Origin of the sequence: Arthrobacter citreus (assembly GCF_038405225.1) — a bacterium.
In the GTDB taxonomy this organism is placed as follows: Bacteria; Actinomycetota; Actinomycetes; order Actinomycetales; family Micrococcaceae; genus Arthrobacter_B; species Arthrobacter_B citreus_A.
Genome location: NZ_CP151657.1, coordinates 1,134,133 through 1,156,209 on the forward strand (window position 1 = coordinate 1,134,133; position 22,077 = coordinate 1,156,209).

The window sequence follows — 22,077 nt, forward strand, 5'->3', positions numbered from 1 at the left end:
GGGACAGCGGATCCGCCAATCAGCGTGCTCCCCGGTGTCGCCGGATTACTCCCGGAGGCGCGGGCTTTCCGGCCCGATAAGCCTGCAGGCTGCGGCTACGGCAGCGGCGCGGCGGCGGCTCTTGGACTCATCCTTCACATCCGATTCACCCGTGAACAGGAATTCGGGAGACTGGGCCCATGCGGTGGCCAGGGACAGGAGCATGGTGATCAGGTCATCCGGGTCCCACCGTGAATCGATAATGCCCGAGGCCTGCGCGCGGATCACGTCCTCGGTGCCCGGCCCGGGGCGCCCGCAGGGTGTCTGCGGAGCGAGTCCGGGTTCATTTTCCAGCCTCGCCCAGTCCAGCATGCGCAGATGGCCGGGGTTCTGCGTTGCGTGGTCGAACATGGCACCCACGAAGCCGGGCAAATCCGTGACATCGCCGGGAATCCTGTCCTTGGTCTCCTGCATGTTCAGGGCGAGGACCGCGGCAAACAGTGCCCGCTTGTCACCGAAATACGCATAGAGGCGCTCCTTGCTGGCCCGGGCGTCGGCGGCTATCCGGTCCACCCGCGAGCCGGCAAGTCCGTAGCGCGCAAACTCGGTGCGCGCCGCTGCCAGGATGCGCGCTTTGGTTGCTTCGCCGTCGGTTCTCATACCTGTAGTCTAGCTAAGCCAACCAACTAGTTCGTTTGATTGAGGATTTCCCCCACATGGACCGTACGACCACCGCCGGCGAACCACCCGCCGTCGACCACTCCACCCATCCGCACCGCTGGATGCTCCTTGCCGTCCTGGCCCTGGCCCAGCTGATGGTGGTCCTGGACGGAACCATCGTCAACATTGCCCTGCCCGATGCCCAGCGCGAGCTCGGCATGTCCGACGGCGACCGCACATGGGTTGTTACCATTTACGCGCTGGCCTTCGGTTCGCTGCTGCTGCTCGGCGGCCGCATTGCGGATTACTGGGGACGCAAGCGCACGTTCATGGTGGGCATGCTCGGCTTTGCCGTGGCTTCCGCCCTGGGTGGATTCGCCGGAAGCACCGAAGTGCTGCTGGCGTCCCGCGGGCTGCAGGGTGCCTTCGCTGCGCTGCTGGCTCCGGCATCGCTGGCCATCCTGACCATTACCTTCCCCTCGGGCAAGGACCGCATTAAGGCGTTTGCCGTGTACGGCGCCATTGGCGGCGGCGGTGCGGCCATCGGCCTGCTGCTCGGCGGCGTGCTGACACAGTACGCGTCCTGGAACTGGTGCCTTCTGGTGAACGTGCCGATCGCCGTCGTCGCCATTGCCGGCGGCCTGCCGCTGATCCGGGAGAGCAAGGCGCACGGCAACACGCGGTATGACCTGCCCGGCGCCGTTCTGGTTGTTGCCGGACTGGCCTCGCTGGTTTACGGGTTCGCCCAGGCCGAAGAGGGGTGGGTGCGCCTGGAAACGCTCGGGTTCCTCGCCGTCGGCATCCTCATTCTCGCCGTCTTTGTCCTGGTGGAATCCAAGGTGTCCAACCCGCTGCTTCCGCTGCGCGTGCTCACCAACCGGGTGCGCGGCGGTGCCTTCCTGGTGTCCACCCTGACCGGTGCCGCACTGCTGGGCGGGATCCTGTTCCTGGTCTTCTACTTCCAGATTGTCCTGGGCTATTCGCCGCTGAAGTCCGGCCTGGCGTCGCTGCCGATGACCCTGGCCATCACGGCCGGCGCCGGCGTGCTGTCCAAATTCCTGCCGCGCACAGGCGTGCGCGTGCCGATGACGCTGGGTCCGGTGGTTGGCGCCGTCGGCCTCTTCTGGCTCTCCTCGATCACGGTTGAGGGAAATTACGCGCTTCAGGTCCTGCCGGGCCTGATTCTGCTGGGCTTTGGCCTGGCCATGATTTTTGTGCCGCTGCAGAACGTGGCGCTGGCAGGAATCGATGAGCACGACGCCGGCGTGGCCAGTGCCGCTGTTTCGGCCACCCAGCAGATCGGCGGGTCCATCGGCACCGCCCTGTTCACCGCGATTTACACAGCCGCGGTCTCGGGCTACCTCAGCGGCCGGGAAGCCCTGCCGCTGACGCAGCTCGAAGCCCTGGTCAGCGGCTATTCCTCGGCGTTCATGTGGGCCGGTGCCGCCATCGCCCTGGCTGCTCCGATCAGCTTCTTCATGATCCGGCTGTCCAGGAAGGACCTGCTGGACGTTCCCGCCGTTCCCCACGTCGGCTAGACAGCGTAGCTGGTCCGCAGCGGACCACGCCTTCGGACCGGCTCCTGCATTTGCAGGGGCCGGTCCGTGTGTGGTTAAGGCGCCTGTTCCTAGTCGAGGTGGAAGACCTCCGGCAGCGCCACCATGGCTTCATCCGGACGCCGGCCGTCCATAGGCTCAAAAAGGTCTCCCATGGACGCCTGCCACGCGGCGTTGATCTCCCGTTGGTCCATGGCTGCCTGAGCCGCGGCAAAGTCCTCGGTCTCGAGGTAGCCGATGAGCATGCCGTCCGGCTTCAGGAAGAGGCTGTAGTTGTGCCAGCCGGTTTCCCGGAGGGCCTGCTGCATCTCCGGCCACACGGCGGAGTGACGTGTCCGGTACTCGTCAATGCACTCGGGACGGACCTGAAGTGTGAAGCAAACCCGCTGCATAATGAACCTCCGCGATCGTGACGGAGGCCGTTTTTAGCTTCCGCGCAAGCTGTTGTAGTCTGTGTCGAGTCTAACATTGAATCGTTTTTATGAAACGTTCCAAAAGGACGCCACCGCCGATGGAAAGAGCCGGCGGACAGCTAAGATCAGGAGACACAACGGCGTGCGTATTGGCAGCAAGGAAACCAAAGGTTGGAAGGCCACCATCTCAGTGGCCATGTCCAACTACATCGAAGCCGGATCGATCATTGCGATCGCATCGAGCCTGTCCCTGTGGCAGGAATACCTCGGCATTGACAACTACCTCACCGGACTGCTGGCGGCGCTGAGCGCCAATGCTTTCGGCGCCGCCATTGGGGCGGCAATCGGCGGCCCGCTCTGCGACAGGTTCGGCCGGAAATTCATCTACACCTATGACCTCATGCTGTACATGGCCGGTGTCCTCCTTGCTGCCTTCGCCGGCAACTTCTGGATGCTGCTTGCCGCCTTTGTGATGACCGGCATCGCCGTGGGGGCCGGGGTGCCGGCCTCGTGGACCTACATTGCCGAGGAGGCCCCCGCGGACAAGCGGGCGGCCCACGTGGGCACCGCCCAGCTGGCATGGTCCATGGGTCCGGTCATCGGCTTCGCCCTTGCCGTTCTGGTGGGGCCGCTGGGGCTGCTGGGCAGCCGCCTGATTTTCCTCCACCTCTTTGTGGTGGCCTTCGTGACCTGGTACATCCGCCAGGGGCTGAAGGAATCCGTGATGTGGACCGAGGAGAAAGCCCAGGCCAAGCGCAGCCCCGTCAGTGGCGGCCGCGCCCGGCCCAAATACTCCGAGCTCTTCACCAACCGGACCAACCTCAAGGCGCTGCTGTTCCTCTTCGGCGTCTACGCGTTCTGGAACACCGTTGCAGGTGCCATGGGCATCTTCATGCCGAGGATCTACGAAGCGGTTGGCGGTTTGGACGGCGTGCAGGCCAACATGCTCCAGGTGGTGCTGTGGGGCTTCACGGTCCTGGCCACGTACTTCGGATTCATGCGCCTGGCGGACCGCTACAGCCGGCGGCTGCTGTATGGGATTGGAGCGGCCCTGGGCCTCATCGCCTGGGTGCTCCTGGTCTTCGCTCCGCCGGTGCCCATGGTGCTCGGTGCCTTCGTGGTCCTCTGGGGCGTCTCCGCCGGCATCGGCGCGCAGGCCTTCTACGGCCTGTGGGCCAGCGAACTGTTCGCCACGCGCTACCGGGCCGGTGCCCAGGGCATCCTGTTCTTCGCAGCCCGGACCGCAACCGGCATCCTCAGCTTCTTCTTCCCGACCATGCTGGCCACCGTCGGCTTTGTCCCGCTGGGCCTGACCCTGATTGCGCTGCTGCTGGTAGCCGCCGTCGTGGGCGTTCTGTACGCCCCCGACACGCAGGGCAAGACGCTGCAGGAGATTGAAGTGGAGCGTTACGGCGCAGTGGTGGGGGAGTCCCCGGAACCGGTGCGCGTCCCGTCCTAGGGGCCGGTGGCCCCACAGAGGCGCAGACCCGGATCAGCTCCAGTCATCTCCCGGCAGGCGGGGTGTGAACAGTGCACCCCGCCTGGTCCTCAGCGGAACCCGCCGTCGCTGGTCAGCACCTGACCCACCATCCAGCGGCCCTCGTCGCTCACCAGCCAGGCAATCAGGCGCGCCGGGTCGTCGGGTTCGCCGAACCGGCCGCCGGGGAACCGGGAAAGCACTTCCTCGAGGACTTCGGGCGGACGGTCCGCAGTGTCAACATTCAGGTATCCGGTGTTCACGGGACCAGGATTCACGGTGTTCAGGATGATTCCCCGGCGGATCAGGTCCGCCGCGACGGAGGGGGTGATTCCGGCCAGGGCTGCCTTGGAAGTGGCATAGGCGATTTCGTTCTCCATCACGCCCCCGTTGATCTGGCCGGAGGTCATCCAGATGACCCTGCCGCCGGGCCGGCCGTCGTGCTGCTCGGAAAACCCCCGGGTGAGCAGCAGCGTCGAACGGGTATTGACCTGCCAGTGCGCATCCAGTTTTTCAGCCGTCATTTCCGCCAGCGGACCGTCACCGCCGCTGCGCGCATGGTTGCAGATCAAAATATCCAGATGCCCCAGTGCGGACACAGCGGTGTCGATGACCTGCGCGGCGCCGTCGGCTTCCGCGAGGTTGATGCCTGTGTGGGCCAGGCGGGCACCGTCAGCAAGCTGGGTGCGCAGGCCTGCGACGACGTCGTCGACGGCGTCGGCGCCCCACGGCTGCTCCGCGTCATGGGGAGAGTAGTGGGCCAGATACAGGCTCGCGCCCATCCGCGCCAGCCGGGAAGCCACGGCATAGCCGATGCCCTGCCGCCGGCTGACCCCGGTAATGACGGCGGTGCGGCCCGTCAGGGGAAGCGGTGCGTTCACGGCCGTCCAGCCACCGCGTCCAGCCAGGCGGCGGCAATGGCAGCGTGCCCGCGTTCCGTGGGATGGACGCCGTCCTCCGCCAGCGTTTGGGGTGCCGTGCCCGCCGCAACCAGATTGTTCAGGATTTCATCGGTGCGGACGAGGACTGCTCCGAATTCCTTGGCCAAACGGCGCACTGACGCAATCCTCGGATCCAAATCCTGCCGCCACTTCTGCTGCTCGGCGTCCACGGGGAGAACAAACGGTTCCATCAAAATAATGGGGGTGTCCGGAGCCAGCCGCTCCAGCATGGAGCGGTACCGTGCGAGGAAGGTCGCCTGATCCGTTTCCTGGCCGGAATCGAAGCGGCGCCAGGTGTCGTTGATGCCGATCATGACCGATACACAATGCGGGGTTTCCGCGAGGACGTCAGCTTCCCACCGGCGGGCCAGGTCCTCGGCCCGGTCCCCGCCGACACCGCGGTTAATGACCGACGCACCGGCAAACGGGGCACTCTCGGCCAGCATGCGGACGTAGCCGTCCCCCAGTCCGCCGCCGGCGCCCCCGCGCCGTCCGCAGTCGGTGACGCTGTCGCCCGCAAAGACAATCCGTTCTCCGTCGAACAGCCGTGCTGCGTCTGCCATGGGGTTTCTCCTTGGATGATCAGGGGTGTAACTCAGATCACTCACCTTAGTCTGCAAATGAGCGGCAAACGCGCGGGCACGCCTGAGGTTCAGGCAAGGGGAGCCGGCCCGGCGGATGTGCCGGGCCGGCTGCCGCTGCGCACCTGGCGCAGGCCTGAGCCGGCTGCTAGGACGGGCGGCTCTCGGGTGACTGCGTTTTCGCGGGATCGCGTTCCGCCAGTCCACCCACGGCTTCATCGATGCGTGCCAGGATGTCCGGTTTCAGCTCCACGCCGGCTGCCTGCACGTTGGACGTGACCTGCTCCGGGCGGGATGCTCCAATGATGGCGCCGGCCACGTTCGGGTTCTGCAGCACCCAGGCAAGCGCCAGCTGGCCCATCGTGAGCCCGGCCTCGTCGGCGATGGGCTGCAGCTTCTGCACCCCTGCCAGGACGTCGTCGTTCATCCACCGGCCGATCATCTTCGCGCCGCCCTTGGCATCGGTGGCCCGGCTGCCTTCGGGAAGGTCCGCTCCGGGCTTGTACTTGCCGCTGAGGACTCCCTGGGCCATGGGGGAGAAGACGATCTGGGACATGCCCAGCTCCTCGGAGGCGGGCACGACGTCGGCCTCGATGACCCGCCACAGCATGTTGTACTGCGGCTGGTTGGAGATCAGCTGGAAGCCTAGCTGGCGGGCGAGTTCATGACCGGCACGGATCTGCTCCGCGTTCCATTCGCTGACCCCGATGTACAGCGCCTTGCCCTGGCGAACCACGTCGGCAAACGCCTGCATGGTTTCCTCCAGCGGCGTCTCGCAGTCGTAGCGGTGGGCCTGGTAAAGGTCCACGTAGTCGGTCTGCAGGCGCTGCAGGGAGCCGTTGATGGATTCCATGATGTGCTTGCGGGACAGTCCGGAGTCATTGTGGCCGCCGGGGCCGGTGGGCCAGTAGACCTTGGTGAGGATTTCCAGGGATTCCCGGCGCTCGCTCTTCAGTGCGGTGCCGAGGACTCCCTCGGCGATGGTGTTGGCATAGGCATCTGCGGTGTCGAAGGTGCTGATTCCCGCGTCCAGTGCCGCGCGAACGCAGGAGGCTGCGACGTCGTTCTCCACCTGTGAACCGTGCGTGAGCCAGTTGCCGTAGATGATTTCGGAGATTTTCAGTCCGCTGTTGCCGAGGTGTCTGTGTTCCATCTGCTGCGCTCTCTCTTCCGGTGGTTTGTACGAGCAAAACTAAGGCAGCTGTGCAATTCGGTCAAAGGGGGTCCGCAGAGTGGAATGCCGGGGGAGATGCTGTACTGGAGCGGTGAGAACCACAATGAGCCTGCCGGCCGTCGACCTGCAGGTGCGCCAGCCCTTCGACGCGCCGGGAATCTTCCGCTTCCTCGCGGTGCGTGCCATCCACGGTGTGGAAACAGCGGACCTGAGCGATCCCGGACAGCTGCGGTACGCGCGCACCCTCATGCTCCCGCACGGGCCCGGGGCCATCGAGGTCACAGCTGCCGCTGGCCCCGGCGGTGAATGGCGGCTGCTGGCGCGCCTGGAACTTGCCGCCTCCGCCGACGCCGGGCCGGCACTGAACCGTGTGCGCGCCCTGTTTGATGCCGACGCCGATCCAGCCGTCATCGATGCGGCGCTGGCGGCTGACCCGGCCCTGGCTCCGCTGGTGGCGCGCACCCCGGGCATCCGGGTCCCCGGCGACGTGGAACCGCATGAACTCGTGGTGCGTGCGCTGGTGGGCCAGCAGATCTCCGTGGCCGCCGCCCGCACCCACCTCAACCGTCTGGCCGCAGCGGCTGGAACTCCCTACAGATCCGCTGTCTCCGGCCTGGACCGCCTGTTTCCTGCGCCGGCGGACATTGTTGCCTGCGTGCCCGAACCCGTTCCGGGGCAGGCACTGGACCCTGACCGGCCGCTTCGGCTGCCCGGACAGGCCATTCGTGCCGTGCGGGCCGCGGCGCATGACCTGGCAAACGGAGCACTGGAGGTGGGTGCGGGAACCGATCCGGACACCATGCGCGCGCAGCTGCTGTCCCGGCCGCGGATCGGCGCCTGGACAGCCGCCTACATCGCCATGCGGGTGCTGGGCGATTCCGATGCATGGCTTACCGGCGACGTTGCCCTTATTGCCGGCGCCAAGGCGGCAGGAGTGCTGGAGCACGGCACGGCCAAAGCCGCCGCCCATCGCATCCTGGCCGCACGGGCCGTGGACTGGGCGCCGTGGCGCTCCTACGCGGCCGCGCATCTGTGGCAGGCGGCGGCTGCGGCTCAGGCCGGACCGCGGGCCACTGCAACATCCGGGACCCAGGCGGCCCCGAAGCCCGGCATTAGGCTTTCTGCACCGTAATGGACCACTCCGCCGGGCCGATCTTGGAAAAGTCAGTCACCGGGTAGCCGCTCTCGGCTGCCCAGCGCGGAATGGCGTCTGTTGCCTGGGTGCAGTCGAACCGGATGACCAGCTCATCGCCGGCGGACATCGTGGTCATGGCCTCCTTGGCTTCCACCAGGGGGAAGGGGCACACCTGTCCGTTTGTTTCGAGGGTTACTTGTGCCATGTGATGTTCTTCCTTTCGGGAGGAAATGATGTGGTCTAGCAGTGGGTCGTGGGGTGGCAGCGGGTCATGGGGTGCGGGCGCCGGCGGCTGCGGGCGCCGGCGGCTGCGGGAGCCGTCTGGGACGCAGCGCTGGACGCCGCCCTTGACGCCGTGCCAGCGGGTGCCGGAGGGCGGCGCTTCATAATCGTGAGCCTGGCAGCCAGCCCGGTGCCCAGGATCATGCACACCAGGGCGGTCCAGCCCTGGAAGCTGAACTGAGCCGTTTCAACCATGGCGTTCCCAATGGTGCAGCCGCCGGCCAGCGCAGCGCCGACGCCCATCAGCGCACCGCCGCCAAGGCTTTTGTGCACAGTGTTGGCGTCCGGAATGCGGATCCGGAATTCGCCGCTGCCCTTGGCGGCAATGAACGAGCCCACAAGGATGCCCAGAACCAGGAAAACTCCCCAGTCGACCAGTTCTGGATCGCCCGTCACCAGGTAATTGACTGCGTTCGACGACGGCGTGGTGATTCCCAGCCCAGCCTCGCGCCCCGTGGCCCAGCTCAGCGGCCAGGCGAGAATCGCGATCAGGCCAATCACCACAGCGGTGGCGAAGGCATTCCAGGGCTTCTCGAAGAGCAGGTGCGCCAGACCTGTTTTGGATGGCGGCGGGGTGGCCATGGTGAACTTCGGCTTGCTCAGGTGATGGCGGACGGCCAGGGCCACGCCGCCGGTCAGGACTGCGACAAGGATCCAGGGCGAAACGTTCAGCACGGAATGGAAGGTGCTTTGTTCCACGGTGACTGAGCGCATGGATGTGGTGAACCCGGCCAGCGGCCCGGTTTTCATCACGGCCGCAAACAGGGCGTACGTGATCAGGGCCAGCCAGCTGCCCACAAGGCCTTCCCCGGCGCGGTAATACGTCCCCGTGGCGCAGCCGCCGGCCAGGACAATGGCAAACCCGAAGATCAAACCGCCCACTATGGTGGCCAGCCACGGGAAGGGACCGGAATCCAGGCTAATGACGCCGGCTGCATCCAGGGCGAAAACCCCGATGCTCTGCACGGCCACAACCACCATGAAGGCGGTCAGCCACCGGGTATTGCGGGTCACCCAGACATCGCGGAAAGCGCCGGTGACGCAAAAACGTCCGCGCTGCATCACGAAGCCCAGTGCGATGCCGACGAACAGGCCGGAAATAAGCATGGAAGTGTCCCCTTCCGGGGTCGAAGAAATAGCGGGAAAAGCGGCGGTTGGGAAGCCGGGATCAGTGCGGGAGCAAACTGCGCTGCCTCCGCCGTCAGGATGACGTGCGCCAAAGCGGCCGTTTCTCAGGGCGGCCGTTGCTCGGGGCCGCAGCCATCAACGCTATTGCTCCCGGCTTCCGCCGGGCAAAGAATGTGGCGCCGCGTGAACAGCGGTTAAGTGCGGTGACGCCGGGGGAATAAAATCTCTCCCAGCCAGCCCCTAGCAATTACTAGGTAGTCCAAGTAAATTGGGCGACCACGGTACCAATGAAGGGCGGAGCATGTTCGAACTCACCGAGGATCAACAAGCGATCAGGGACATGGTGCGCGAATTTGCCGCTGATGCCCTGGCCCCCAACGCAGCTAAATGGGATGAGACGAAGCACTTTCCGGTGGACGTCCTGGCGCAGGCCGGAGAACTGGGCATGGGCGGAATTTACGCCGCCGAGGAGCACGGGGGTTCCGGTCTTTCCCGGAGCGATGCCGTCCTGATTTTCGAAGAGCTTTCCAAAGCCGACCCTTCCATTGCCGCCTACATTTCCATCCACAACATGGTGGTGTGGATGATCGACGCCTTCGGTAATGAAGAACAGCGTGCGCGCTGGATTCCGGAACTGGCCTCCATGCAGGCGCTGGGCAGCTACTGCCTCACCGAGCCCGGCGCCGGCTCGGACGCCGCAGCGCTGACCACCAAAGCCGAACGCGACGGCGACGAGTACGTGCTCAACGGCGTCAAGCAGTTCATCTCCGGTGCCGGCAGCTCGGCGTACTACGTTGTCATGGCGCGCACCAGCGGCTCCGGAGCCCGCGGGATCAGCGCGATTGTTGTTCCCGCCGACACCCCGGGCCTGTCCTTCGGCCCCGCGGAGCGCAAGATGGGCTGGAACGCGCAGCCCACCGGCCAGGTGATCTTCACCGACCTGCGGGTGCCCGTCAGCAACCGGCTGGGGGAGGAGGGCGCCGGGTTCGGCATTGCCATGAAGGGCCTGAACGGCGGCCGCCTGAACATGGGGGCATGCTCGCTGGGCGGTGCACAGGCAGCCCTGGACCAGACGGTGGCCCACCTGAAGCAGCGGATGGCGTTCGGCCGGCCGCTCATTGAGCAGTCATCGCTCCTGTTCCGTCTTGCAGACATGGAAATGAAGCTTCAAACCGCCCGCACCATGCTGTGGCGGGCCGCGGATGCGCTGGACCGGGGAGCGCCCGACGTCGTCGCGCTGTGCGCCATTGCCAAGCGGGTGGCCACCGACAATGGCTTCGCTGTGGCCAACGAGGCGCTGCAGCTGCACGGCGGCTACGGCTACCTCTCGGAGTATGGGCTGGAAAAGATCGTCCGGGACCTGAGGGTCCACCAAATACTGGAAGGCTCCAACGAAATCATGCAGCTCATTGTTGGCCGGACCTTGGCGGAGGCCTGAGATGACCAAAAGCACCGCACCTGAACAGACGCAGGCACCGGCCGGCAGTGCAGAGCCCGAGGTCCTCATTGAACGCACCGGCCATCTGGGCCGGATCATCCTGAACCGCCCCCGGGCCATCAACGCGCTCACCGCGGCCATGGTGTCCGCGATCCGCGGCGCGCTGGACGAGTGGGAGCACGACGACGGCGTGGCCACCGTCCTGCTGTCCGGTGCCGGTGAGCGCGGGTTGTGCGCCGGAGGCGACATTGTGGCCATTTACCGGGACGCCGGCAACGGGGGTGCCGCATCCGCACGGTTCTGGGCCGAGGAGTACGAACTCAACGCCCGGATCAGCAGCTATCCCAAACCCTATGTGGCGATCATGGATGGAATTGTCCTGGGCGGCGGCGTCGGCGTTTCAGCTCACGGCCGCCACCGGATCGTCACCGAGCGCACCAAAGTGGGCATGCCCGAAACGGGCATCGGTTTTGTGCCCGACGTCGGCGGCACCTATCTGCTCTCACGCGCACCGGGGGAACTGGGCACCCATGCCGCCCTCACCGCCGGAACCATGACCGGAGCTGATGCCATCCTCCTGGGGCTTGCCGACGTCTACGTGGACAGCAGCCGGTTGGAGGAACTGGCCGCCGCGCTCGCCGAAAAACCGGCCGGGGACGTCCTGCGGAACTTTGCCGGGGAGGCTCCGGAAGCCCCGCTCGCCGCTGCACGGCACTGGATTGATGAGTGTTACGGTCACGACGACGTCGAGTCCATCCTGGATGCCCTGCTCCGCTCCGGGAACAGGGACGCCAACTCCGCCGCCGCCGCAGTGCAGGCCAAGTCGCCGACGGCGCTGAAGGTGACACTGCAGTCACTGCGCCGGGCACGCGCGCTTCCGGACCTGGTGAGCGTCCTGGCGCAGGAATACCGCGTGTCCCTGCATGCCCTGGCCGCGCCGGACTTCGCCGAGGGGGTCCGGGCACAGGTCATCGACAAGGACCGCAATCCGCGCTGGCAGCCCGCATCTTTGCAGGAGGTGCGCCGGAGCGACGTCGACGCATACTTTGAACCCGTGCGCGGCCAGACGGACATCTTCACCCCGGAGGTCATTGGCACGGACTTCGTCACTAAGAGCCAGGAGCCGAAATGAGACAGGAACCGGAAACCGCGCAGGCACAGGACATGATCCAGGGCACCAGAGTTGGATTCATCGGCCTGGGCAACATGGGCGGCCCGATGGCCGCCAACCTGGCCGCCGCAGGCTACCCCGTGACCGGCTATGATCCGGTCCCCGCGGCGGCGGAGCGTGCCGCAGCCAAAGGCATCCGGATGATGCCCACCGCTGACCAGGCCGTGGCGGAGGCCGACGTCGTCATCACCATGCTGCCCACCGGCCAGCACGTCCTGAATGCGTTGTCCGGCGACGGCGACAGCCTAGGGCTGCTCGCCGCGGCCGCACCCAACGCCCTGTTTCTTGAGTGCTCCACCATTTCCGTGGACGACGCCCGCACCGCCCACGCGCTGATGCTGGAAATGGGACACCGCGGGCTGGACGCGCCGGTATCCGGCGGCGTGGTTGGCGCCGAAGCGGGAACCCTGACCTTCATGGCAGGCGGCGCGGCCGCCGACTTCGCGGCCGCACGCCCCCTGCTGGAGGTCATGGGCGGCCGGGTGGTGCACTGCGGCGACGCCGGAGCAGGCCAGGCCGCCAAGATTTGCAACAACATGATCCTGGGCGTGTCCATGATCGCGGTCAGCGAGGCCTTTGTCCTCGGCGAGGAACTGGGCCTGACGCACGAGGCACTGTTCGACGTCGCCTCCGCTGCCTCCGGCCAGTGCTGGGCGCTGACCACTAATTGTCCGGTGCCCGGACCTGTCCCCACCAGTCCCGCCAACCGCGGCTACCAGCCCGGATTCGCCGCAGCGTTAATGGCCAAGGATCTGGGCCTGGCCGCCGACGCCCTCGATTCCACCGGAGTCCGCGCGGAGCTGGGACGGCGGGCCGGTGAAATCTACCGGGACCTCACGGCGTCGGGCGGCGGCGGCCAGGACTTTTCCGCCGTCATCAAGACCATCCGGGCCGCTTCGGAAACTCCGGCCGCCCCGGAAGCCGATGCCGGAGCGCACCACCCCACCGAGGAACAACAGCCGGCTGGAACAACGCAGCCGGCAGAACAGAGCGGAGCAGTATGAGCGAGTACGAGAACATCCTTCTGGAGCGCAGCGGACGGGTTGGCATCATCACCCTGAACCGGCCCAAGGCCCTGAACGCGCTGAACTACGGGCTGATGCAGGATGTGGTCTCGGCAGCGGTGGAGCTTGACGACGACCCGGACATCGGCGCCATCATCATCACCGGTTCGGAGCGGGCCTTCGCCGCCGGCGCCGACATTAAGGAGATGTCCGAAAAGTCCTACATGGACATGTACCTGGGCAACTGGTTCCGCGGCTGGGACACCCTCGCCGCCGTCCGCACCCCGGTGATTGCCGCCGTCGCCGGCCATGCCCTGGGCGGCGGCTGCGAACTGGCGCTGCTGTGCGACTTCATCATTGCCGCGGACACTGCCACGTTCGGTCAGCCGGAAATCAAGCTGGGGGTCATTCCCGGGATCGGCGGGTCCCAGCGGCTCACCCGCGCGGTGGGCAAGGCCAAGGCCATGGAAATGATCCTCACCGGCCGGACCATCGGCGCCGAGGAAGCCGAGCGGGCGGGGATGGTGGCCCGCGTGGTGCCGGCCGCCGAGCTGCTCGACGACGCCCGGTCCACCGCCGAAACCATCGCGTCCATGTCGGCTCCGGTGGTCATGCTGGGTAAGGAGCTGGTGAACGCCGCGTTCGAGACCACGCTGGATTCGGGTATCCGGCTCGAACGCAGGGTCTTCCATTCCGTCTTTGGTTTGGAGGACCAGAAGGAGGGCATGGCGGCGTTTATCGAGAAGCGCAAACCTGATTTCAAGCACCGCTGAGCCTGCGCATAGAACCCTGCATTACCCCAAGCAATCCGAGCACGACGAGAACACGAGGCATCATGACCCAGCTCAACATTCCCTTGGAAGCGGAGCGCAGCGCTGACGGCAGCGCCCAGAGCCCCGATTACAGCTCCTTCCTGTCCGGTGTGGACCAGCCGATGTGGATTGGCGGCGAACCCGTGCCGGCCGCGTCCGGACAATGGCGCGACGTCCTCAACCCGGCGAAGCGGGAAACCGTCATTGCCCGGGTTCCGGCCAGCGGTCCCGAAGACGTGGACCGGGCCGTTTCCGCTGCCCGTGCGGCCTTCCCCGGCTGGCGCAGTGCCCACTTCACCGTCCGCTCCCGGGCTCTGTCCCTCATCGCCGATGAGATCGAGGCCCGCGCCGAAGACTTCGCCCGCCTCACCGCCCTGGACACCGGGAACGCGCTGCGCACCCAGGCCCGTCCGGAAGTCACCACCCTGGTAGCCCTGTTCCGCTACTTCGCCGGAATTGCCGGCGAGGTCAAGGGCGTGACCCTGCCCGCAGGGGAAGGCCAGCTGCAGTACACGCGCCTGGAACCGCTCGGCGTGGTGGCCTGCATCCTGCCCTGGAACTCACCGCTCATGATTGCCGGTTTCAAGCTCCCGGCGGCGCTGGCGGCCGGGAACACCGTGATCCTGAAAGCGGCCGACGACGCGCCGCTGACCATCCTGCTGCTGGCCGAAATCTGCGGCAAGCACCTGCCCGCGGGCACGGTTAACGCCCTGACCGGCAAGGGAAGCGTGATTGGTGCGGCACTGGCCGAGCACCCCGGCGTCGACAAGGTGTCCTTCACCGGATCCACCGAGGTGGGCCGCGGCGTCGCGCGCACCGCCGGGGAGCGGCTGGCGCACGTGTCGCTGGAACTGGGCGGCAAGAACCCGTCCATCGTGTTCCCTGACGCTGTTGATGATGACCTGATCGACGGACTGCTGCTGGCTTCCCGGTTCACCCGGCAGGGCCAGAGCTGCACCGCCGGTTCACGGTTGTTCCTGCACGAGGACATTTACGACGAGGTCCTCGGACGGCTCTCCGCCAAGCTGGGTGCCCTGACCGTGGGCGACCCGCTGGATGAGGCCACCGACATGGGGGCGGTCATTAACAACAGCCAGTTCTCCTCCATCTCCGGTTATCTGGAGGAGGGCCGCGGTTCCATGGCCACGATCCTCGGCGGTTCCGTGCCGGACGACGGTCCGCTGACCGAGGGGTACTTTCACCTGCCCACCGTCTTCGGTGGCGGCCGGAACGATTTCCGGCTGGCGCAGGAGGAAATCTTCGGTCCCGTGCTCGTGGCCATTCCCTGGCGGGACACCGAGGACGTCATCCGGATGGCCAACGAGTCCCATTACGGCCTGGCCGCCTATGTGTGGTCCCACAACCTGGATAACGCGCTGAACACTGCGCACCGGGTGGACGCCGGCTGGGTACAGGTCAATCAGGGCGGAGGCCAGGTGGTGGGCCAGTCCTACGGCGGCTACAAGCAGAGCGGAATTGGCCGGGAGGTGTCACTGGAGGGCATGCTCGCCGGGTTCACCCAGACGAAGCAGATCAACGTCAAGCTGCGCGGCTGAGGCTCCGATGAGCAAAGGGACCCTCAAGGTCACGAGGGACGGTCCGGTGGCAACCGTGCTGCTGGCCAATCCCGGGCGGCGCAACACGCTGACCGCCGCGATGTGGCGCCAGTTCGCCGTCGTGCTCGCACCGCTGGAGCACGACGACAGCGTCAAGGTGGTGATTATCCGCGGTGACGGGGAGGATTTTTCCGCCGGGGCGGACATTTCCGACCTGCGGGCCATCCTGCACAATCCGGACAACGGACTGCACGACGGCGGTGACGTCACGGCGGGGGAGGAAGCCATTGCCTCCTTTCCCAAGCCGGTCATTGCCGCCGTCGACGGGTATTGCCTGGGCGGTGCCTGGCAGGTCGCAGGCGCCTGCGACTTCCGGCTCGCCTCCGACCGCGCCGTTTTCGGTATCACTCCGGCGAAGATCGGCATTGTCTACCCGCTGTCGGGCATCAAGCGGCTGGTCCGGCTGGCCGGTCCCGGAGCCGCAAAGTACCTGCTGTTCAGCGGGGACTTTGTGCCGGCCGAGCAGGCGCTGCGTCTGGGACTCGTGGAGAGGGTCATTCCGCAGGCTGACTTCTGGACCGACGTCGCGTCCTTTGCCCGGCGTCTGGCGGGCCGTTCCCAGCTGTCGCTGCATGCCATGAAGGAGCTGGTGGACATCATTGCTGCCGGGGATCTGGAAGCAGGTGGTCTGGAAGCTGAGGGGCTGGAAGCCGGGGGCCTGGAAGCCGCCAGCCACCGCTGGCAGCAGGAGATGGCGGTGTCTCCGGATCCGGCCATTGGCGTCCGTGCCTTTCTCGCCAAGACCGAGCCCGTCTTCACCTGGACCGGACCCGCGGATTCGCGCAGCGACGGTGCCGGTGCCGGTGCGGCTGAGGTTGCCGGCGCGGCTAACAGCGGCGGGCAGGACGCCGCCGGCAGGGCATACGACCCGAAAGAGGAATGATGAACCAGAACAATGCCACCCCTTTGTTCCGTGCCGCCCGTGACGAGCTGCTCGGTTTGTCCGGCAGCTACGAAAAGGCCGTGGAGACCTTCGCCTGGCCGCTGATCGACGGTCCGTTTAACTGGGCCGTGGATTACTTCGATGCGATGGCACGCGGAAACGATGCCTGCGCGTTATGGATCGTGGAGGAGGACGGTTCGGAACAGCGCTACAGCTTCGACGAAATGGCGCACCGTTCCGACCAGGTTGCGGCCTGGCTCGCTGCCCAGGGCGTAGGCCGGGGTGACCCTGTGATGCTGATGCTGGGCAACCAGGTGGAGCTGTGGGAGAGCATGCTCGCCGCCATGAAGCTGGGCGCCGTCATCATGCCCACCGCATCTGCGGCAGGCAGCGCGGACCTTGCCGACCGGATCAGCCGCGGCGGCGCACGGTGGGTGATCACCAACGCTGCGGATGCGGCAAAGTTTGACGGCGTTCCCGGGGACTACGGGAAAATCCTGGTGGATTCAGGGCGGCAGCCCGGTGCAGGGCAGCAGACCGCCGCACCGGGTTTCACGGAGAAGACTGAATGGCTGGACTATGGGCAGGCCTATGCCGCCGCACCGGTACAGCTTCAGACGGTTACCGATGCCGCCGATCCGCTGCTGTTCTACTTCACCTCCGGTACCACCAGCAGGCCCAAGCTTGTCGAGCACACGCAGGTCTCTTATCCGGTGGGACACCTGTCCACCATGTATTTCCTGGGACTGCAGCCCGGGGATATCCACCTGAACATCAGTTCTCCGGGATGGGCCAAGCACGCATGGAGCAGCTTCTTCGCTCCTTGGAATGCGGAGGCCACCGTTTTCATTTACAACTACGCCAGATTTCGGCCTGAAACCCTTTTGGAGCAGCTGCATCGGGCCGGTGTAACGAGTCTGTGTGCGCCCCCAACGGTGTGGCGGATGATGATCCAGTCCAATCTGGGGGAACGTCCGGCACAGCTGCGGGAGCTGATCGGTGCCGGCGAACCGCTCAATCCCGAGGTGATATCGCGTGTCGAGGAGGCGTGGGGACTGTCCATCCGGGATGGTTTCGGGCAGACGGAAACCACGGCACTGGTGGGCAACACCCCTGGAGCGGAGCTGCATCCGGGTTCCATGGGCCGGCCGCTCCCGGGCGTACCGGTGGTCCTTGTTGATCCGGCCTCCGGGCTCAGCGCTGACGAGGGGGAAATCTGTCTTGATCTCGCACGGCAGCCGCTCAACCTCATGACGGGATACCGCGGTGATCCGGAACGGACCGAGGCTGTCATGGAGGGCGGCTATTTCCATACCGGTGACATGGCGGTCCGTGACGCCGCCGGCTACATCACATACCTAGGCCGAACCGATGATGTCTTCAAGGCTTCGGACTACAAGATCAGTCCTTTTGAGCTCGAAAGTGTCCTCATCGAGCATCCCGCGGTGGCCGAGGCCGCCGTCGTTCCCGCACCGGACGAGCTGCGGCTGGCCGTGCCCAAGGCCTATGTCGCGCTCGCAGACGGATGGGAGCCGAACCGGGAGACGGCGCTGTCCATTCTGGCGTATGCCCGCGAACACTTGGCGCCCTACCTGAGGGTGCGCCGGCTGGAGTTCCACGAGCTGCCCAAGACGATGTCCGGAAAGATCCGCCGGGTGGAACTGCGGACGCAGGAGAACGACGGCGGCGCCGGCCGGTCCGGCGTCGAATTCCGGGATGACGAGTTTCCGGAGCTGCGGGGGTGAGCGCGTCGGGCAAGCCCCTGGCCCAGGATCCCATCGCGCAGGCCCGGCGGCACTGGGAGGAACACGGATGGGGGGACGCCGCCGACGGAATGGCGGCGGTGACTGCCGTCATGCGCACCTCGCAGATCCTGTTCACCCGGGTGGAGACCGTGCTGAAGCCGTTTGGACTGACCTTTTCCAGGTTTGAACTGCTGGTCCTGCTGAGCTTCACGGCCAGCGGAGCCCTGCCCATGGCTAAGGCGGGCGCCCGGCTCCAGGTGCATCCAACGTCCGTAACCAACGCCGTGGACCGTTTGGAACAGGCCGGACTTGCCGAGCGGCGCCCGCATCCCACGGACGGGCGCACGGTTCTGGTGGCCATAACGCCCGCCGGCCGGAAACTGGTGCCCCTCGCCGCTTCGGCACTGAACGCGGAGGTGTTCGCCCATCCTGGGTTTGGGCGCCGGGACCTCACTGACCTGACGGCCATCCTGACGCGCTTCCGCCGGGCCGCCGGGGATTTCGACGAGTCCTCCGGGGAGAGCGTCCGGGCCTGAGACGCGGCGTGTCCCGGCGCCGGGTAGGGTCGTCTTATCCAAGGAAAGGACCTGCCCGTGGTCTCCATCGCCTGGCTCCGCGACGACCTGCGCACAGCTGACAATCCAGCCCTCCTCTCCGCAGCCCAGGACGGCGCCGCCGTGGCCCTCTATGTTCTGGATGAGGACTCACCGGGCATCCGGCCGCTGGGTGCCGCCGCGAAGTGGTGGCTGCACCACGCATTGACGTCACTGCGCCAGGACCTGGAGGCCCTGGGCATTCCGCTGGTGCTGCTGCGGGGCCCGGCGGGCAGCGTCGTTCCAGCGTTCGTACAGGAAGCGGGCGCGGAGCGGATCTGCTGGAACCGGCGCTACGGCGGGCCGGAGCGGGAAGTGGACACGGCGGTCAAGGCGTGGGCCGCCGGCGCGGATGTGCACGCGGAGAGTTTCCAGGCTTCCCTGCTGCACGAACCCTGGACCGTGCGGACGGGCAGCGGCGGGCCTTACCGCGTCTTTACTCCCTTCTGGCGCACGGTCTCAGCAATGGATTTCCGGGCGCCCCTTTCCGCACCGGAAAAGGCCGCCGCTCCGCCGGGCGGCATGCCCGCCGGGGATGACCTGGCGGACTGGAACCTGCTGCCGAAGCACCCGGACTGGTCCGCAGGCCTGGCCGAAGCGTGGACCCCGGGCGAGCAAGCCGGACTGTCCGCGCTCGAGGACTTCCTGGCCGGTCCGGTGCAGGATTACGACGACGGCCGCGACCGCCCGGCGAAGCCCGGAACCAGCCGGCTCTCTCCCTACCTGCGGTGGGGGCACGTGAGTCCGTTCCAGGTCTGGCACACGCTGTCCCGGGTCCGCGGCAACGGGCCGGGCCCGGCTGTGTTCGGCACCGAGATTGGCTGGCGCGAGTTCTGTTGGCACCAGCTCTTTCACAACCCGGAGCTGGCCACCAAGAACCTGCGCCCTGCCTTCGACGGGTTCCCCTGGGAACATCCGCAGGGCTCCGGACCGCAGACTCCGCAGATCCTGCGCGGGAAAGATGCGCAGGCGCGGCCGGATTCCCGGCCCGATGACCTGGACCCCCTTGATGCGTGGAAGGCAGGACTGACCGGGATTCCACTGGTCGACGCCGGCCAGCGGCAGCTGTGGAGGATGGGCTGGATGCACAACCGGGTGCGGATGGTCGCCGCCAGTTTCCTGATCAAGAACCTGGGCATCCATTGGCGGGTGGGGGAGGAATGGTTCTGGGAGACACTGGTGGATGCGGACCCGGCAAGCAATCCCGCCAACTGGCAGTGGGTTGCCGGCTCCGGCGCTGACGCAGCGCCATTCTTCCGGATCTTCAATCCGGAAACCCAGGCGAAGCGCTTTGACCCCGACGGCGAGTACGTCACCCGCTGGGTGCCGGAGGCACTGACCCCGCTCTATCCCGAACCGCTCGTGGATCTGAAGGAGTCCCGCCGGCACGCGCTTGAGGCATACGAGAGCATCCGCTGAGCGGCCTTGGTTGGCTGGCCTTGGCAGCTGAGGGCCGTGGTTAGCTGAGTGGCCGTGGTTAACGGGAAAGGTCCGCGCCGTCTGCGCTCTCGGGGGAACGCAACCGGCGCGGACCTGATCCTGCTGCTTTAGACCTGGCCCTGGCCGGCGGTGCCTGCCGGGTGGGGCTGGAGGACCTGTACGTCCATCTCGGCGGACATCTTTCCGTCCAGAGCCGCAGTCAGGGCTTGGAATGCCGGGCTGGTCGAATGTGCCTGCAGGTCTTCAGGACTGGCCCATTTTTCGATCATGACGAGCCGCTCACGGCCCTCATTGAGGCTGTACAACTCACAACCGGCATCCTCGGCGTGCACCCGGCCGATCACTTCTTCGAGCGTTGCGATGACGTCATCCCGAAACTCGGGCTTGGGGAACATGGTGGCAACAATGACGAGACTCATGCTTCCTGGCCCTTCAGCGAGTCAAGGGCGGCATCCACGGGAACAGTGCCGTTGTTAAACTCGATCGTCTGCCCGATGGTTTCGGGACGGTCCAGCACGGCAGCGGCCACCAGGGCCACATCCTCCCGGGAGACCTGGGTGCCTTCAATACCGGGACCGGTTTCGATCATGCCGGTGCCGGGATCGAGAGTCAGCGCGCTGGGACCGAGGATGGTCCAGTCCAGACCGCTGCGGCGCAGGTACTCGTCCGCGTCCGCCTTGGCCTGCGCGTACGCGAAGAAGCTGTTGTCTTCCGGCACCCCGTGATCGGGGCCGGCACCAAAATAGGACACCATGACATATCGGTTTGCACCCGCATCCTTGGCAGCATCCATGGACCGGATGGCCGCGTCCCGGTCCACCGCATACGTCCGCTCCGGGGAGCCACCGCCGGCTCCGGCAGACCAGACCACGGCATCCAGCCCGGCCAGCTTCTCGGCGATTTCGCCGGTGGAGAGGTTTTCGACGTCGGCGACGACGGCGGTTGCCCCGGTGGCCTCGACGTCGGCCGTGTGTTCGGGGTTGCGGAAAAGCGACGTGACCTCATGGCCGTTGGCAGTGAGGTCCTTGGCCAGGTGCAGAGCAACTTTGCCGTGGCCGCCGATGATGGCTATGCGTGACATGGTGAGTCCTTTCCAAAAAGGGAAAACGCGTTCAACAGGAATGAGCGTTCCCTGTCACCCTAAGCGTGCTGACGGTTCAGATGCCTACTTGTTCCGCTGATGGCAGACCCGGACACCTTTATCGCTGCGGCGGGAATAAACGGCGGCCTGCACACCTGGCTGAATCCTGTAGCGTCGCTGAGATGCAGCGCTCCGAGATCTTCGACATCGCCCACCGGCGCCACCCCATTGCCGCGCCGGTGGCGCCCGACCGGCTGCGCGAACTGGTCGCCTGGCTGAGCCCAAGCGGCGGCGCCCGCGCCGTTGACCTCGGGTGCGGTGAGGGCGAGTGGCTGCAGGAGCTGCTCCTCATCCATCCCGGAACCACTGGCGTGGGAATTGACCGAATGCTTCCCGCCTCTGCCGCCCGGCGTGCCGGCGAGCGGAAACTGAGTGACCGGGTGCGCTGGATCGAGACGGATGCCGCCACCTGGAACGACGGGCTCTTTGACGTGGTGCTGTGCGTCGGTGCGAGCCACGCCTTCGGCCGGATGGAGGACATGCTGGGCGCTGTCCGGCAGCATCTGCGCCCCGGTGGCCAAGCGCTGATCGGTGACAGTATCTGGGAGGGGTCCCCGTCGGCTTCTGCGCTGGCAGCGCTTGAGGTTTCCGCCGACGCCTATCCCGACCTTGCCGGCCTCGTGCGGGCCATCCGGGAGCACGGGTTCGAGCCGTCGTACGGGCACGTCAGCACGTTGGAGGAGTGGGACGATTACCAGTTCAGCTGGACCGGCTCGCTGGTGGACTGGGCCGTGCGGGAGGCCTCGACGACCGAGGATCGTAACCAGGCGCTAGCGGCGGCATGCGAGAATCGGGACGCCTGGCTGAGCGGCGCACGACGCGAGCTGGGGTTCGCAACCTTCGTCCTGCACGACGTCGCCGCCGGCGTGCGTGACTGACCGGCTCCCACGGGGGATGCAGGCAGGCAA

Annotated in this window: 22 protein-coding genes; 13 read left to right on the forward strand and 9 right to left on the reverse strand. The window is 66.4% G+C overall.

Going from position 1 to position 22,077, the window contains the following annotated elements:
• Positions 1 to 45 precede the first annotated feature (45 nt).
• Entirely contained in the window at positions 46 to 639 is a 594-nt protein-coding gene (locus AAE021_RS05270) for a TetR family transcriptional regulator (RefSeq protein ID WP_342024573.1), read from the reverse strand.
• A 56-nt stretch (positions 640 to 695) separates the two neighbouring features.
• Here AAE021_RS05270 and AAE021_RS05275 point away from each other — a divergent pair, with 56 nt between their 5' ends.
• On the forward strand, positions 696 to 2,177 hold the full coding sequence (locus tag AAE021_RS05275) for an MFS transporter (protein WP_342024574.1): 1,482 nt from the start codon (positions 696 to 698) through the stop codon (positions 2,175 to 2,177).
• An 89-nt stretch (positions 2,178 to 2,266) separates the two neighbouring features.
• On the opposite strand, the gene AAE021_RS05280 is transcribed toward AAE021_RS05275, so the two are convergent.
• Positions 2,267 to 2,587, reverse strand: coding sequence for an L-rhamnose mutarotase (locus tag AAE021_RS05280; RefSeq protein ID WP_342024575.1), 321 nt, complete (start codon positions 2,585 to 2,587; stop codon positions 2,267 to 2,269).
• Positions 2,588 to 2,750: 163 nt separating this feature from the next.
• On the opposite strand from AAE021_RS05280, the gene AAE021_RS05285 reads away from it, so the two are divergent.
• On the forward strand, positions 2,751 to 4,067 hold the full coding sequence (locus AAE021_RS05285; RefSeq protein WP_342024576.1) for an MFS transporter: 1,317 nt from the start codon (positions 2,751 to 2,753) through the stop codon (positions 4,065 to 4,067).
• Positions 4,068 to 4,156: 89 nt separating this feature from the next.
• On the opposite strand, the gene AAE021_RS05290 is transcribed toward AAE021_RS05285, so the two are convergent.
• From AAE021_RS05290 to AAE021_RS05300, 3 genes are all read right to left on the reverse strand, one after another.
• Entirely contained in the window at positions 4,157 to 4,966 is an 810-nt protein-coding gene (locus AAE021_RS05290; protein WP_342024577.1) for an SDR family oxidoreductase, read from the reverse strand.
• Positions 4,963 to 5,589 (reverse strand): SGNH/GDSL hydrolase family protein, encoded by a 627-nt coding sequence (locus AAE021_RS05295; RefSeq protein ID WP_342024578.1) that lies wholly within the window; start codon positions 5,587 to 5,589, stop codon positions 4,963 to 4,965. The genes AAE021_RS05290 and AAE021_RS05295 overlap by 4 nt, the downstream gene beginning before the upstream one ends.
• 166 nt (positions 5,590 to 5,755) lie before the next feature.
• Positions 5,756 to 6,760, reverse strand: a complete 1,005-nt coding sequence (locus AAE021_RS05300; protein ID WP_342024579.1) for an aldo/keto reductase family protein — start codon at positions 6,758 to 6,760, stop codon at positions 5,756 to 5,758.
• Positions 6,761 to 6,872: 112 nt separating this feature from the next.
• Here AAE021_RS05300 and AAE021_RS05305 point away from each other — a divergent pair, with 112 nt between their 5' ends.
• Positions 6,873 to 7,913, forward strand: a complete 1,041-nt coding sequence (locus tag AAE021_RS05305; RefSeq protein ID WP_342024580.1) for a DNA-3-methyladenine glycosylase family protein — start codon at positions 6,873 to 6,875, stop codon at positions 7,911 to 7,913.
• On the opposite strand, the gene AAE021_RS05310 is transcribed toward AAE021_RS05305, so the two are convergent.
• A complete protein-coding gene (locus tag AAE021_RS05310; protein ID WP_342024581.1) occupies positions 7,894 to 8,121 on the reverse strand; it encodes a sulfurtransferase TusA family protein in 228 nt (75 codons plus the stop codon). The genes AAE021_RS05305 and AAE021_RS05310 overlap by 20 nt on opposite strands.
• A 35-nt stretch (positions 8,122 to 8,156) precedes the next feature.
• Positions 8,157 to 9,305, reverse strand: coding sequence for a YeeE/YedE family protein (locus AAE021_RS05315; RefSeq protein WP_342024582.1), 1,149 nt, complete (start codon positions 9,303 to 9,305; stop codon positions 8,157 to 8,159).
• A 322-nt stretch (positions 9,306 to 9,627) separates the two neighbouring features.
• Between AAE021_RS05315 and AAE021_RS05320 the strand changes: the two genes are divergently transcribed.
• From AAE021_RS05320 to AAE021_RS05360, 9 genes are all read left to right on the forward strand, one after another.
• Complete coding sequence (locus AAE021_RS05320; protein ID WP_342024583.1) at positions 9,628 to 10,764, forward strand: acyl-CoA dehydrogenase family protein; 1,137 nt, start codon at positions 9,628 to 9,630, stop codon at positions 10,762 to 10,764.
• Position 10,765: 1 nt separating this feature from the next.
• Entirely contained in the window at positions 10,766 to 11,896 is a 1,131-nt protein-coding gene (locus tag AAE021_RS05325) for an enoyl-CoA hydratase/isomerase family protein (protein ID WP_342024584.1), read from the forward strand.
• Positions 11,893 to 12,939 carry a 3-hydroxyisobutyrate dehydrogenase gene (gene mmsB, locus AAE021_RS05330; RefSeq protein WP_342024585.1) on the forward strand — a complete coding sequence of 349 codons (1,047 nt, stop codon included), beginning with the start codon at positions 11,893 to 11,895 and terminating at the stop codon, positions 12,937 to 12,939. The genes AAE021_RS05325 and mmsB overlap by 4 nt, the downstream gene beginning before the upstream one ends.
• Positions 12,936 to 13,712 (forward strand): enoyl-CoA hydratase, encoded by a 777-nt coding sequence (locus AAE021_RS05335; RefSeq protein WP_342024586.1) that lies wholly within the window; start codon positions 12,936 to 12,938, stop codon positions 13,710 to 13,712. The genes mmsB and AAE021_RS05335 overlap by 4 nt, the downstream gene beginning before the upstream one ends.
• Positions 13,713 to 13,873: 161 nt before the next feature.
• Complete coding sequence (locus AAE021_RS05340; RefSeq protein WP_342025323.1) at positions 13,874 to 15,307, forward strand: aldehyde dehydrogenase family protein; 1,434 nt, start codon at positions 13,874 to 13,876, stop codon at positions 15,305 to 15,307.
• A 7-nt stretch (positions 15,308 to 15,314) separates the two neighbouring features.
• Positions 15,315 to 16,250, forward strand: coding sequence for an enoyl-CoA hydratase/isomerase family protein (locus AAE021_RS05345; RefSeq protein WP_342024587.1), 936 nt, complete (start codon positions 15,315 to 15,317; stop codon positions 16,248 to 16,250).
• Entirely contained in the window at positions 16,247 to 17,995 is a 1,749-nt protein-coding gene (locus AAE021_RS05350; RefSeq protein ID WP_342024588.1) for an AMP-binding protein, read from the forward strand. The genes AAE021_RS05345 and AAE021_RS05350 overlap by 4 nt, the downstream gene beginning before the upstream one ends.
• Positions 17,992 to 18,531: a MarR family transcriptional regulator gene (locus AAE021_RS05355; protein WP_342024589.1), complete on the forward strand. Its 540-nt coding sequence runs from the start codon at positions 17,992 to 17,994 to the stop codon at positions 18,529 to 18,531. The genes AAE021_RS05350 and AAE021_RS05355 overlap by 4 nt, the downstream gene beginning before the upstream one ends.
• 57 nt (positions 18,532 to 18,588) lie before the next feature.
• Complete coding sequence (locus tag AAE021_RS05360; protein WP_425362450.1) at positions 18,589 to 20,007, forward strand: cryptochrome/photolyase family protein; 1,419 nt, start codon at positions 18,589 to 18,591, stop codon at positions 20,005 to 20,007.
• Positions 20,008 to 20,135: 128 nt separating this feature from the next.
• Here the strand turns inward: AAE021_RS05360 and AAE021_RS05365 are convergent, their stop codons facing one another.
• Positions 20,136 to 20,447, reverse strand: coding sequence for a putative quinol monooxygenase (locus tag AAE021_RS05365; protein ID WP_342024590.1), 312 nt, complete (start codon positions 20,445 to 20,447; stop codon positions 20,136 to 20,138).
• The gene (locus AAE021_RS05370) at positions 20,444 to 21,109 is read right to left on the reverse strand and encodes an SDR family oxidoreductase (RefSeq protein WP_342024591.1); all 666 of its coding nucleotides are present in this window, start codon (positions 21,107 to 21,109) and stop codon (positions 20,444 to 20,446) included. The genes AAE021_RS05365 and AAE021_RS05370 overlap by 4 nt, the downstream gene beginning before the upstream one ends.
• A 182-nt stretch (positions 21,110 to 21,291) precedes the next feature.
• Between AAE021_RS05370 and AAE021_RS05375 the strand changes: the two genes are divergently transcribed.
• A complete protein-coding gene (locus tag AAE021_RS05375; RefSeq protein ID WP_342024592.1) occupies positions 21,292 to 22,047 on the forward strand; it encodes a class I SAM-dependent methyltransferase in 756 nt (251 codons plus the stop codon).
• Positions 22,048 to 22,077 lie beyond the last annotated feature (30 nt).

Bases quoted from the DNA above. Each gene is read 5' to 3' on its own strand.
- AAE021_RS05295 (WP_342024578.1), bottom strand. From the start codon at position 5,589: ATGGCAGACGCAGCACGGCTGTTCGACGGAGAACGGATTGTCTTTGCG.
- AAE021_RS05370 (WP_342024591.1), bottom strand. From the start codon at position 21,109: ATGTCACGCATAGCCATCATCGGCGGCCACGGCAAAGTTGCTCTGCAC.
- AAE021_RS05375 (WP_342024592.1), top strand. From the start codon at position 21,292: ATGCAGCGCTCCGAGATCTTCGACATCGCCCACCGGCGCCACCCCATT.
- AAE021_RS05335 (WP_342024586.1), top strand. From the start codon at position 12,936: ATGAGCGAGTACGAGAACATCCTTCTGGAGCGCAGCGGACGGGTTGGC.
- AAE021_RS05365 (WP_342024590.1), bottom strand. From the start codon at position 20,447: ATGAGTCTCGTCATTGTTGCCACCATGTTCCCCAAGCCCGAGTTTCGG.
- AAE021_RS05345 (WP_342024587.1), top strand. From the start codon at position 15,315: ATGAGCAAAGGGACCCTCAAGGTCACGAGGGACGGTCCGGTGGCAACC.
- AAE021_RS05280 (WP_342024575.1), bottom strand. From the start codon at position 2,587: ATGCAGCGGGTTTGCTTCACACTTCAGGTCCGTCCCGAGTGCATTGAC.
- AAE021_RS05275 (WP_342024574.1), top strand. From the start codon at position 696: ATGGACCGTACGACCACCGCCGGCGAACCACCCGCCGTCGACCACTCC.
- AAE021_RS05315 (WP_342024582.1), bottom strand. From the start codon at position 9,305: ATGCTTATTTCCGGCCTGTTCGTCGGCATCGCACTGGGCTTCGTGATG.
- AAE021_RS05350 (WP_342024588.1), top strand. From the start codon at position 16,247: ATGATGAACCAGAACAATGCCACCCCTTTGTTCCGTGCCGCCCGTGAC.
- AAE021_RS05310 (WP_342024581.1), bottom strand. From the start codon at position 8,121: ATGGCACAAGTAACCCTCGAAACAAACGGACAGGTGTGCCCCTTCCCC.
- AAE021_RS05320 (WP_342024583.1), top strand. From the start codon at position 9,628: ATGTTCGAACTCACCGAGGATCAACAAGCGATCAGGGACATGGTGCGC.
- AAE021_RS05300 (WP_342024579.1), bottom strand. From the start codon at position 6,760: ATGGAACACAGACACCTCGGCAACAGCGGACTGAAAATCTCCGAAATC.
- AAE021_RS05270 (WP_342024573.1), bottom strand. From the start codon at position 639: ATGAGAACCGACGGCGAAGCAACCAAAGCGCGCATCCTGGCAGCGGCG.
- mmsB (WP_342024585.1), top strand. From the start codon at position 11,893: ATGAGACAGGAACCGGAAACCGCGCAGGCACAGGACATGATCCAGGGC.
- AAE021_RS05340 (WP_342025323.1), top strand. From the start codon at position 13,874: ATGTGGATTGGCGGCGAACCCGTGCCGGCCGCGTCCGGACAATGGCGC.
- AAE021_RS05325 (WP_342024584.1), top strand. From the start codon at position 10,766: ATGACCAAAAGCACCGCACCTGAACAGACGCAGGCACCGGCCGGCAGT.